Origin of the sequence: Clostridium tagluense, from assembly GCF_003865095.1 — a bacterium.
GTDB classification, from domain to species: Bacteria; Bacillota; Clostridia; order Clostridiales; family Clostridiaceae; genus Clostridium_AD; species Clostridium_AD tagluense.
In genome coordinates this window covers 196,289-207,969 of the sequence record NZ_BHYK01000004.1, presented here as the reverse complement: position 1 = coordinate 207,969, position 11,681 = coordinate 196,289, and the positions used below count along the sequence as shown (strand labels likewise).

Annotated in this window: 15 protein-coding genes; 5 read left to right on the top strand and 10 right to left on the bottom strand. The window is 29.7% G+C overall.

Features of this window, described 5'->3' with window-relative positions:
• Positions 1-80 precede the first annotated feature (80 nt).
• The 4 genes from Ctaglu_RS05125 to Ctaglu_RS05110 all read right to left on the bottom strand — a co-directional run bounded on the left by Ctaglu_RS05125 (position 81) and on the right by Ctaglu_RS05110 (position 3,061).
• Positions 81-689, bottom strand: coding sequence for a GNAT family N-acetyltransferase (locus Ctaglu_RS05125; protein ID WP_124998729.1), 609 nt, complete (start codon positions 687-689; stop codon positions 81-83).
• A complete protein-coding gene (locus Ctaglu_RS05120; RefSeq protein WP_124998727.1) occupies positions 686-925 on the bottom strand; it encodes a hypothetical protein in 240 nt (79 codons plus the stop codon). Before Ctaglu_RS05120 ends, Ctaglu_RS05125 begins: the two co-directional genes overlap by 4 nt.
• 49 nt (positions 926-974) lie before the next feature.
• The gene (locus tag Ctaglu_RS05115; RefSeq protein ID WP_124998725.1) at positions 975-1,772 is read right to left on the bottom strand and encodes a multinuclear nonheme iron-dependent oxidase; all 798 of its coding nucleotides are present in this window, start codon (positions 1,770-1,772) and stop codon (positions 975-977) included.
• A 290-nt stretch (positions 1,773-2,062) separates the two neighbouring features.
• The gene (locus Ctaglu_RS05110) at positions 2,063-3,061 is read right to left on the bottom strand and encodes a GNAT family N-acetyltransferase (protein ID WP_124998723.1); all 999 of its coding nucleotides are present in this window, start codon (positions 3,059-3,061) and stop codon (positions 2,063-2,065) included.
• A 304-nt stretch (positions 3,062-3,365) separates the two neighbouring features.
• On the opposite strand from Ctaglu_RS05110, the gene Ctaglu_RS05105 reads away from it, so the two are divergent.
• Complete coding sequence (locus tag Ctaglu_RS05105; RefSeq protein ID WP_124998721.1) at positions 3,366-3,779, top strand: hypothetical protein; 414 nt, start codon at positions 3,366-3,368, stop codon at positions 3,777-3,779.
• 66 nt (positions 3,780-3,845) lie between these two features.
• On the opposite strand, the gene Ctaglu_RS05100 is transcribed toward Ctaglu_RS05105, so the two are convergent.
• Positions 3,846-4,085 (bottom strand): NUDIX domain-containing protein, encoded by a 240-nt coding sequence (locus Ctaglu_RS05100; RefSeq protein ID WP_124998719.1) that lies wholly within the window; start codon positions 4,083-4,085, stop codon positions 3,846-3,848.
• A 258-nt stretch (positions 4,086-4,343) separates the two neighbouring features.
• Between Ctaglu_RS05100 and mntA the strand changes: the two genes are divergently transcribed.
• Complete coding sequence (gene mntA, locus Ctaglu_RS05095) at positions 4,344-4,751, top strand: type VII toxin-antitoxin system MntA family adenylyltransferase antitoxin (RefSeq protein ID WP_124998717.1); 408 nt, start codon at positions 4,344-4,346, stop codon at positions 4,749-4,751.
• Positions 4,752-4,766: 15 nt separating this feature from the next.
• A complete protein-coding gene (locus tag Ctaglu_RS05090) occupies positions 4,767-5,231 on the top strand; it encodes a hypothetical protein (protein ID WP_124998715.1) in 465 nt (154 codons plus the stop codon).
• A 239-nt stretch (positions 5,232-5,470) separates the two neighbouring features.
• Here Ctaglu_RS05090 and Ctaglu_RS05085 read toward each other — a convergent pair whose 3' ends face one another.
• The 5 genes from Ctaglu_RS05085 to Ctaglu_RS05065 all read right to left on the bottom strand — a co-directional run bounded on the left by Ctaglu_RS05085 (position 5,471) and on the right by Ctaglu_RS05065 (position 9,247).
• The gene (locus tag Ctaglu_RS05085; protein WP_185732592.1) at positions 5,471-6,364 is read right to left on the bottom strand and encodes an AraC family transcriptional regulator; all 894 of its coding nucleotides are present in this window, start codon (positions 6,362-6,364) and stop codon (positions 5,471-5,473) included.
• A gap of 157 nt (positions 6,365-6,521) precedes the next feature.
• Positions 6,522-7,103, bottom strand: coding sequence for a GNAT family N-acetyltransferase (locus tag Ctaglu_RS05080; protein WP_124998711.1), 582 nt, complete (start codon positions 7,101-7,103; stop codon positions 6,522-6,524).
• 77 nt (positions 7,104-7,180) lie between these two features.
• The gene (locus tag Ctaglu_RS05075; protein WP_124998709.1) at positions 7,181-7,606 is read right to left on the bottom strand and encodes a YhfM domain-containing protein; all 426 of its coding nucleotides are present in this window, start codon (positions 7,604-7,606) and stop codon (positions 7,181-7,183) included.
• 147 nt (positions 7,607-7,753) lie between these two features.
• Positions 7,754-8,620 (bottom strand): nucleoside monophosphate kinase, encoded by an 867-nt coding sequence (locus Ctaglu_RS05070; protein ID WP_124998707.1) that lies wholly within the window; start codon positions 8,618-8,620, stop codon positions 7,754-7,756.
• Between the two features lie 162 nt (positions 8,621-8,782).
• Entirely contained in the window at positions 8,783-9,247 is a 465-nt protein-coding gene (locus Ctaglu_RS05065) for a GNAT family N-acetyltransferase (protein WP_124998705.1), read from the bottom strand.
• A gap of 276 nt (positions 9,248-9,523) precedes the next feature.
• Between Ctaglu_RS05065 and Ctaglu_RS05060 the strand changes: the two genes are divergently transcribed.
• Both Ctaglu_RS05060 and Ctaglu_RS05055 read left to right on the top strand, forming a co-directional pair.
• Positions 9,524-10,225 carry a response regulator transcription factor gene (locus tag Ctaglu_RS05060; protein WP_124998703.1) on the top strand — a complete coding sequence of 234 codons (702 nt, stop codon included), beginning with the start codon at positions 9,524-9,526 and terminating at the stop codon, positions 10,223-10,225.
• On the top strand, positions 10,209-11,663 hold the full coding sequence (locus tag Ctaglu_RS05055; protein ID WP_124998701.1) for a sensor histidine kinase: 1,455 nt from the start codon (positions 10,209-10,211) through the stop codon (positions 11,661-11,663). The genes Ctaglu_RS05060 and Ctaglu_RS05055 overlap by 17 nt, the downstream gene beginning before the upstream one ends.
• Positions 11,664-11,681: the final 18 nt, after the last annotated feature.

Genomic DNA, 11,681 nt, shown 5'->3' with positions numbered 1-11,681 from the left:
TATGGATTTTAATAGATGTATTGTCTAAATAAGATTATAATTACAAATTCCACTAAAAAGTACAATAAACAACGAGATAATTAAAGCTTATTTTTACATAACGAATAATCCCTTTTTATTATAGCCAATATAACATCATCCTCAAACTTGCCCTTCATAATGGTTCTTTCTCTAACAATGCCCTCTTGAAGAAAATTAGCTTTCTTTAAAGCTTTTACAGAAGCATCATTACCAAGGGTTACAGTAGCTTCTATCCTATTAAAGCTCATATTTTCAAATCCAAATTTAACTAAAACCCTTATAGCTTCAGTTGCATATCCCTTATTCCATTCATCACGATTAAAGCCATACCCAATCTCACTTCTTATTGAATTATCATCAAAAGTTCCTAAGCAGCAGTATCCAATGATTTTATTATTACTCTTCTTTGCTACCCCCCAGGTAATCTCTTCTTTATCTTTAAATTCCCGCTTATAACGATTTATTATAGTAATTGCATCATCCTTTGTAGCAATTGGTTTATACCAGTCATATTTAGCAACCTGCGGATCGCTATAAATTTTAAATATATCATCTACATCCTCTGAAGTTACCTCCCTATATATCAATCTTTCAGATTCCAATTCTGGGAATATATCAAAACAAGACTTGTTGATTTTCATTTCCTGCGTAACATTACTGTTTGTCATTTAGTACCACTCCTTTTTTCATTTCCACGTTTAAAATTTCCTGTAACCTTGGCTAAAATTAATTGAGCCTCTTTTGAATTGGCATTCTGTATTTTAGCTAGAAATTTTTCGCTTTCTTTACCTTTTAAAATCAATACTTGCTTGCCGTACCAAAACACAAACACTTTGTTATCTTTTGATACCTTATATGAGAAAAATTCTTCATCAAGTTTATTGCGCTTATCAATTTCATTCAATTTTAATAACCCTCCTTAAAAACTTAGGGCATAATATCTAATAACTTATTTATTTGCTTGGATTGCATATATTTTGTATCTCATTTAGTTGTTTTTCTAAAGAAACAATAACTGTATCATCGCTCTCAGTCTCTATTCCGTTATATTCCAATGTAACTATATCTGGATTTGTGTAATTAAGTACCCATTCTAATAATTTGTAATCTTCATTTTCCATTGATTGATGTGTATCTGCTGGAAAACCATCTTTATCATAACCAGAACCATTTACATGGATTTCTACAACTCGATTAAGTGGTAACTCACGAAGGTAATCATAAATATTCCAGCCACGATATTTTGCAGTAATTTTTGCGTGTGTCAGATCAAGCAAAAATGACACATCATTATCTACAAATAGTCGATTATATTGCTCTGGCATAATATAGGGGTAATGATCAAATATTACACGATCTTGCGGCGAATCGGGAACATTTTCCAGTAGCAATGGCACCGCTAGCTTCTTTTTAAAAATCTGAATTTGTTTGCTCATATGTTCATATATATCTTCATCGGTCATACCTTGATGCATGTCCGAATTTTTAATTGAAAGATGTAGACCATAATGTGGAGAATTACAATTTTTAAGGAGACTATTTACAAAATTAAAATCTATTACTTCTATATTTTTCATTCCCGTGTGTTCAAAATATCCTAGACCATGTAGTAAAAGTGGCCTCATTGAACGCATGGTTGAAAAGTCTTCATTAAAAGTTCCCCAGGCACCGGACTTAATATAATCTATTTTAACAGCGTCTTTTTCAATAAGAGATTTTAAAGCTTTTGACCAATTGCATCCAATATACATATTTCACATCATTCTACCATCATATCTAAATAAAAGTAGTTGTCACTTTCATATCATTTGTCATTGATATTCTTATTAATACTTCTTCGCATGGATAATAACATAGGATTAAAATACTTTCTCCAAAAATTATTAGTATATAAACTTACTTTACATTCATAAATCATTATTATTACCTCACTAATATATAATTGTTTTACTTTGCCATTTTACAAATAATACTATTGGAAATAAAGGTAAACAATAATTATAGTTATTCTTTATTCATAATTATTTAGCAGGAATGTGATTTATAGCTTTTTCTTTAAAAAATACTGTACTATACCATTTGGATAATCATCCAGTTTTGCAAAAACCTTATAATCACATGCTTTATAAAACTCAGGGGACTGATAGCTAAATGTACAGGTATGAGAAAAGATACACCCATTATCTTTTGCTATTTTTTCAGCTTGGAATATAAGTGCTGTGCCAAATCCCTTTCCCCTATATGCCTCGTCTATCCACATAACATCAATATACATGCTTAGATTAAAGGTGTCACATAAGATAGCACCAATAGGTTTACCGTTTTCCTTCAAAAATAAATTTATATTAACATCTGGCTTTTTTAGCAAACCGTATGTTTTTCTAACATTATGTTGAAGAAGCCCTTTGCAAACTATATTCGCATCTTCCTCAGTATAGCTGCTGGTCATGCAGATACCGCCCGGTAATGATTCATTAAAAGCAAAGCCACCTTTCTCAAAACTACGTGTATATAACTTATGATTTATCAACTTCATAAGGATATCAATATCCCATATAAATACATCAACCAGTACCTCTTTACCCTTTGGAGTTTGTATAACTTGCTTAAGTATTTCTCCTCCAAGATATCGGTAGAATTTATTTGACTCGCTGTCATGCCAGTTATAAATGATTAACTGATCCACATTGTACTCTTTAAACTCAACTAGGATGGTTGAAATGAGTTTTAAACCAAGTGCTTTTTTACGATATTCTTTTTTTATAAACAAATAATTTAGTTCTACGCCATGCTTGGCATCTTCTTTCTCGGCAAGACTTCCGCCTACATATCCTAAAAAGGAATCGCCTTCAAAGGCTCCATAAATGCGTCTAATATCATCACATTCCTTATCATTTAACCAATTGGAGACAAAGGAAATCTCCTCTGCTACATCCATCGAATCATAAGGAATAATGCCAGCAAAGTCATCATTCCAGCATTGATGGTTCAGTTCTACAGCCATTAGTAATTCTTCATGTGTCAATTCACGTATTATCATTCTTTATCCCCTTTAAATAAAAATTATTTACTATATTTTAGCATAACAAACTTTATATTAACAGTTATTCTTTAAAAAGGGTATACTTATACCTTGGCATATATATAACTTTCTAAGGGATATATTAGACATAAACAGTTATAGCGTACATAAATTTATCATACCATGTTATAATAAGTAAAAATATACATTTATAAGGTGCATATAAGTGAAATATTGGTACTTGAAATTATGTTATATATAATATATAAACAAACTATAATTTAGTATATAATTGTAAATTATGATATAAGGAGGAATTAAAATGTGGAAGAAAAGATTAACTTTTATACTAATATTTTTGTTAATTGGAATTGTAGGAGCTATTGGTATTGTTAAATTAAAACAGTTTAAAGATAAGAGTTTATTTACACAGGAGAAGTGGATTAGAGAGCCAGGTAAAAGATATTTAATAGTAGAGAATATGTTGAAAAAATATGATTTGGAGAAAATGACAAAAGAGAAAGTAATACAATTGTTAGGTAAACCAGAGGAAAAGTTTGAGGGCGGCATGATTCTAGAAAGCCTTAATAAAAACCCAATTAACCCATCTGACCATAATAATATATTCTACTTTACTAAAAAAGGGCTAATGCCAGAAGAGGTTAGTGGGCTTTATATTATGTTTGATAATAAAGGTAAAGTTAATGATTATACAATAGTACATTTTACTACATAATATTTGGATAGTATGCTTCATACTACCCCTTTACTGCAAATTAACTTTTCATTTCTAATAGATGTTCTATTGCTTGTGCTGAAACTCCCACAGCATGCGATTAACTTTAATTGCAGCATTTAATTCTTCTCTTATTTCTTTAATAATTGCATCTTCACTTAATTCATTCATGGCAACTTGGCCACCAGGAATATAATAGTAGGGTGAATGCTCATCTTCCATAATCAATAATTTATTATCGTGAATTATAATACCTGCTACTCTATAATTAAATCTTCCCTCATCAGTTTTAAATGAAATATCCATATTTAAAGTCTCCTTATTTAATCATTTATTTTTAGCTCTTATAACTTAGCGAGACGTTTAATAGGTTAGCTATAATTGATAAATTCAGTAAATACATATAAAGAGAAAGAATTTTAAAATACATTTTAGGGAGTATAAGGTGCAAGTAAATTTAAACTCACAAATAACATTGTTTAGTTGCCTTAATTGGGGGTATAATAAAAATAAAGAGGTAGGAGCTATATTATTAATATATTGCTTAATATATGAGGTGATAAAATGTTCAAGGAAGAATATTCATTGCAATTTGATAATGAAGAAGTTATTCACAAAATAAAAGAGTATATGTATAATAAGGACAATATTGCAAGCACATATATTTTTGGATCCTTTGGTACAGAAGATTTTACAAACAAAAGTGATATTGATATTGCAATACTTACAAATAAGGATATCACATATTCAGAGTGTCTTATAATTAATTCAGAACTAGAAGATATAATTGGAATTCCAATTGACTTAAATAATATAAGATCATTACCAGAGTATATACAAGTACAAGTAATTATGGAAAATAGACAATTATTTAGTAAAGATGATATCTTAGAAGAAAAATATCTAAATGTATTAAACCATTGGATAAAGACAGAACTTCCATTCTGGAAAAAGCTTATGACAGCTAATTAGAAAGGGCAGATAAGTATGAAAAAAATAAATTTAACTAGGCTTAGCACAACAATTAGTAAAGCTGAAAAGTGTGTTTATGAATTAGATTTGTTTTATAAAGAGATTATTTCTAATAAGTATGATGATAATGAAATAATTAGAAGATCTATGGAATTATCATTTAGAAGTTTATTTAATAGTTTCCAATCATTAGTTGAAGACTACGTTACGATTGTATTAAGAACCTTAAGCGTAGATGTTAGCAAGTTATATTTTAGACAATGCTTAGAAGTATGCATAGATAATAATTTTCTATCAAAAGAATTTATAGAGAAATTTAAGATGTCTGTAAAGTTAAGAAATGATATTGCATATGGTTATGACATACCAACAACAGATACTTTGATTGATTTTTATAGGGAAAATAGAGAAGTATATGGTAGGTTTATACTGGATATAAATAAATTCAAAAATAATTTAGATCAAAAAGATTTATTTTAAGCACAATAGATTCTTTTATTTCACTCTTTCACTAGAAAAGACATATCATTCTTCCGGGGGTAAATCCAAAGACGTTGATCCAATATTCTATTGTTTCTTCGTAATTAGTTATGATTTTACTTCATACCATTTATAAAAAATTAAGAAATACCACAAAATTCATTCTAGAATAATGCGGTATTTTAAGGAGTTATTTATTTTTTATAGAAAAAATTAAGTTTAAAAGCTAAAGGATATTATTATTTAGTAATAGGAATCCATATTTCACAAGTATAATCATCAGAACTTGTGTCTCCTGGAGGGTAAACCTCAATTTCATAATCAGCTGCCCGTTTATAGCCACATATTGGAAACCACTCAGTTGTTATTCTTGTCCACATTGCATCAATTGGGTGAGACTTACCGCTAAAGCTACCTGTTACAGTGAATACTGCCCATTTATTCGCTGGAATAGTATAGGTCTGCAAATCGGTTAAAACATTTGTATCCGCCTCTGCACCTATTGCAAGTAAAGTTTCTCCATTCTCCAGTGTTTTTGTGAAACCCATTTGCCACATAGGTGCGCGATAAAGATTATGAACAGCTCCAATTTTCTCATCTGTGCCGCCCTCTAAAAACTCTTTCCATGTACTCCAAACCTCGCCCAAAGCCTCTTTCCAGTCATTTTCCATAGTGTTTGCTGATTGCCTCTTGATATGCTTAACCATTCCAACTATATTTATGTCTTGTTTTTCTTCAATACGATATTCCATCTCTACATCTCCTTTAATTGAAATATGAAAAGTGATGCGTGGATAGGCTTTAAGTTTTACTCCCAAAGTGCGCGCTACCTTAGGCGTTACACCATGCATTCCGAAAAAAGCACGAGTAAATGCATCAGGTGAATTATAGCCATACTTCAGAGCAACATCAATTACTTTTGCAGTGCTACTTTGTAAATCTAATGCTGAAAGGGTTAATCGCCTACGACGAACATACTCAGATAGAGATATGCCTACAACGTAGGAAAAAACACGTCCGAATTGATGCATTGAGCAGCAAGCAATTTTTGCTACTTCATCATACATCATGTCATAAGTTAAATGATTTTCAATATAATCCACTGTTGCTGTCATTCTCTCAATCCACTCCATTTTGCATCCTCCTTTCGTATTCAATTGTAACAAAGGTAATGTTAAACTACCCTGCATTTTAGGTACAAATATGTAGGGTAGATACAGAATATAAATAACATTGTTAATTAATAAAAGCTCCACATATACCCAAATATTTTTTAGCGGGCAAAGCTCTTTATAAAACATGATTTTTAGCTAACAGCCTTATCCACTCATCTTTTAATATTGAATATAAAGCCAAATCATAAAAATATTTGTTATCGCGCAGCCTAGCTTGTCTTAAGATTCCTTCGTGCTTCATTCCACTTTTAATCATTACCTTTCCAGAAGCAATATTATTTGTGTCATGCATTGCTGCTATTCGATTAAATCCAATTTCAGAAAACAAATAGTCAATTACTGCTTTTAAAGCTTCACTCATTATTCCCATGCCCCAATATTTTCGTGACATACAATATCCTATTTCACAAGAATATGATGCTTCATCTAATTTAACTATAGAAATACCGCCAATAACTTCATCGATTTCTTTTAATTCAATAGCCCAATTATAGATATTATTCTCATACCTTTCGACCACCTGATCTATAATTTCTTTAGTATCTTGTACATTATTATGCGGCTTCCAAGATAAAAACTTTGTAACCTCACAATCATTTGCCCAATTTTCAAACATATCAGCTGCGTCATCAGACTCATATTTTCGCAGTAAAAGTCTGTCTGTATTTATTATTTGGGTTCCTTTATGCATTAACATAATAATTTCTCCTTTTAATTTGTTAGATTCGTTCTTACAAAATAATCATTATATATAATATATTCATCAATATACTGTTATTTTTCAGTTATATTGTTTTGCTCTTTTGCCAGTAATTTCTTCAACTTTAGAGTATTCTTTTCTGAAATTGAATAGCCTGTTTCAGTTTTACTTTTATACATATACATGCCTTCAGTTAAGGATTTATCTATCCATAAATACATGATTTCTGTGTGATTGTTAAGCTTATTTAATTCTAGAACGTATTTAGGCTCAACCACATTAAGGTTCCCGCTCAATTTAAAAGATGTTTTAAAAATAGTTGAGATTTCTATCAAAGCCCATTTATCGGTAATAGATATAATTGGTGTATTTGTTTCTTTATTAAAGGCTTTAGCAGTAAATATATCAATTTTTTTATAACTATTACTTAAATAAAAATAGGCTGAAAAACTAAATGTTATAATTATAAATGTTACAATCAAAGCAGATTTCCTCTTCACTTACATTCCTCTCCTTAGTTTCAAAACTTAGTGTATCTAAATCACCTTAAGTAGGTTTAATGTAATATTGCTAATACTTAATTTTACCATTGCAGAGATTATTTTTTTATATTGAATTAATGATATTTTTCAGCCAAGGCGCTGTTTTTAGTTCTTCATATCTAATAGATAACTAGGTAATCCTAATGATTGTAAAACATTTAGAGTAACTTGGTTTATAGATTTCCCTATATCTATGATATTTAGCTCGTTATAAACTGGTTGATGTGCATCAATCAAGGTAACTTTGGATGAACCTAAACGTATTTTCAGATAATCAATGCTTGGTTGTACATTGTCTACATAAAACTGGTATCTTCTATCTAAACTATCCTTTTTATCATCATATCTTCTTCTACCTAAGGCCCTTTTAATCATTTCATCCTTGGATATGGATAAATGTATTACTTTTATAATTGGGATATTAAACTTAATGAAAGTGTTTAATAGCTCTTCTGATGCTTTAATTGTCCGTGGATATCCATCTAAAATAAATATTTCTTTCTGAAACTCTTTTGAATTTTCAAATGTAGCATTTATAATATTTACCGTCCATTCATCAGGAACTAATAGGCCCCCTATGACACAAAATTCTAACCAATCTAATTGACTTATTGTTTCTTTACCCTCATAGAAGGACATTAGTTCTTTTTTATGGTTTATAGCTTTGGAGATATTTTCTACTCTATTTTCGGATTCATCAAATACTGATATTCTATCACTAATGTTGTATGCAGTAGCGAGTCTATTTCTAAAGATTTCATCTTCACGTGCTTTTTTTATAGTCCTACGTAAAATATCACCCATTGAGAGATGCCTTTCCTTTGGTATTGATAAAAAACTGCTTAGTTCCTTAGCTATTTCACCTTTACCACAACTTGATGGTCCGGTAAGTAAAATTGCACCACAACCTTCTGCTACTACTCTTTGAACAATAATTTTTATATTACCATCTAATATTGAATTATTACTCATTTCAAAACCTCCAAAATAGTAATGTTTAACTCCTTTAGCCTAGCTATGCTTAAGGCTTTTATTGGCGTTTAATTGTTCCAAATTCATATTTAATACTTCCATGTAATTTAATTTCACATAACGGTTTGCACTCAAGCAACGACTCAAATAATAAATCTTATCCTATAAACTCTTAATCATAATTAAACATGGATTCTTTTCGCCCCATATTTCATTTATCTCTTCCAAGGGATAAAATCCAGCTTTATTATAGAATGCTCTAGTACTTTTGTAGTGTTTGTCTGGATGAGATTCACCTAAGGTTTTTACCATAAGGTACTTAACTTTGTGGTTAATTAACACTTGCTGCGATGCTTGTAAAAACATTTTACCAATACCTCGATTATGATATTCTTTTTTTACTCCTATAACATATATTTCTGATGTATAACTATTATTTGATTTTATGCTTATAAATCCAATTGGTATATTTGAATCATATGCAACATAATAATCAGTATCTTTTACTTTATTTACATATTCAACTATAGATTCTTCTATACCAAACCACTCTGGTAACTCTCTTAATATAGAATTTGTAATGTTTTGTTTTTCATCATTATTTGTTGATTTACTTATTGTAATCATATAAAATGCCTCCTCCTAGCAAAGGAATGTGTCTTATTGGCAATCAAACAATAACCTATATATACATTATAAACCATAAATTTACACAACGCTATATAAAAAGTGCCACAAGTAAAGGCAAACTTCAACATTTTGATTTTTTCGTATTTGTATAAAAGTTACAATGTTTGATATAATGTTTTTATCAAAGAGAAAAATATAATACAATTCGTCGGTAAATTTAAAATAGGTAGTTTAGTAATTAACTATCTACTGTAAAATGTGGGGGTGTAACATTTGAACGAGAAAATACTAGTAGTAGATGATGAAGAAAGTATTTTGGATGTATTAACTTGTGCATTAAAAAGAGAGGGTTATTCAATAGAAAAAGCTCATAATGGACAAGAAGCCCTTGATAAAGTAAAAAGCTTTAATCCACATATAATAATTCTGGATTTAATGCTTCCTGTAATAAATGGTTATGATGTTTGCAAAAAACTAGAAAATGAAAATATTGGTATTATTATGCTCACAGCAAAAAATGATATTATAGATAAAATAGTAGGACTAGAACTAGGAGCAGATGATTATTTAACAAAACCTTTTGATCTAAGAGAAGTTCTTGCAAGGGTAAAGTCTCTAGCAAGAAGGTTTAAAAAGACTGCAGATGAGAAGAGCAATGATAATCTTATTAATATTAAAGATTTTAATATTAATAAAAAACAAAGAACCGTAACTATAAAAAACGTAAAAATAGATTTTACACAAATGGAATTTGATTTATTATATTTGCTACTATTAAATCCAAATGTAGTCTATTCCAGGGGACGGCTTTTGGATATAGTATGGGATATGGAGTATATTGGTGGCACACGAACAGTTGATACACATGTCCAAAGAATAAGGAAAAAGTTAGGAGAAAATTATGAAAATTTAATACAAACTGTTCATGGTGTAGGATATAAAGGGGTTGAAGACTTATTTGAAAATAGGAATTAAATTCAAACTTATAGCGTTTACAGGCTCACTCTTATTAGTTGTTATATTATTTTTAAGTGTTTTTGTACTTAATGGAATAAAAAGTTACCAAGATAAGGAAGACGAAGCGATTCTGTTTAAGCAAAAGGATATGTTTGAGCAATATTTTAGTGAGCGCTCAAGCTTAGGTAATAATGGAACTAGGGATAAGGCAGAGCTTGCTCGTGGAAGCATATTTAACAAGCCCTGGCTTAGAACTATACCTGCCAGTGTATATGATACTAAAGGAGAGCTTCTTTCTGGATTTAAGGTAGATGGTAAGTTAAATGAGAATAAAGAAAAAAATACTATGATTGAGTATGCTATGCAAGGTAAAGTATCATTTGCAAAGAAGGATGGCGTAATATATTTTTATTCACCAATTAAATATAAAAATGGCATAGTAGCAATTTTAGAACTTGAATATTCAGTTAAAGAAAGTGCTTTATTTTATGATAATATAAAAAAAATGTTTTATGGAACAGGTTTTGCAGCATTGATATTTGGTGTAATTCTTGGAATTATTTACTTTTTTAACCTCACAAGAGATATATACATAATGAAAGATTCAGTAGAGAATATTCAAAGAGGTAATTTTCATAAAATACAACTAGCCAATCGTAATGATGAATTAGGGGAGCTAAGCAAAGGTATAGTATTCATGAGTAATACTATAGAAAAAAATATTGAAGAGCTTAAAGTTGAGAGAGATTCTTTGAACAACGCAATAGATAAATTAAAAAAAATGGACAAGGAGCAAAAGGAGTTTATAGGAAATGTAACTCATGAGTTTAAGACTCCCATTACTATTATAAAAGCATATGCAGAATTAATTGGAATGTATGAAAATGACCTGTGTTTAATAAATGATGGAACCACAAATATATCAAAAGAATGTGATCGTTTGGCAACTATGGTAGATAAGGTTTTAAATTTATCTGCTTTAGAAAAATACGATTTTGAAATACGGAAAAAAGAAGTGAATTTAAAGGAAATAATTGATGAAATATGTGCGCGAATCATGGGGAAAATAAAGAAAAACGATTTAACCTTCAAATCTAATATTGAAGATATTATTGTTACAATAGATGAAGAAAGTTTGAGACATGTTATTATTAATTTGATTGATAATGCTATAAAATACAATAGGCCTAGTGGAAGTATAGATATTGAATGTCATAAAAATGGTAATAAAATAACTATAATAGTTGCTGATACAGGAATAGGTATTTGTAAAGAAGATTTGCCTAAAATTTTTGAACCATTTTATAGAGTTGAAAGTCATAGAAGTCGTGAAACAGGGGGAGCTGGGCTAGGACTAGCCTTGGTGAAAAAGTTGGTTGAAAAGCAACAGGGCACTATAAATGTAGATTCTAAGTTAAATGAAGGTACTATTTTTTCTATTGAATTTTCTATATAGAGTTTGCAAAGTTGTGAC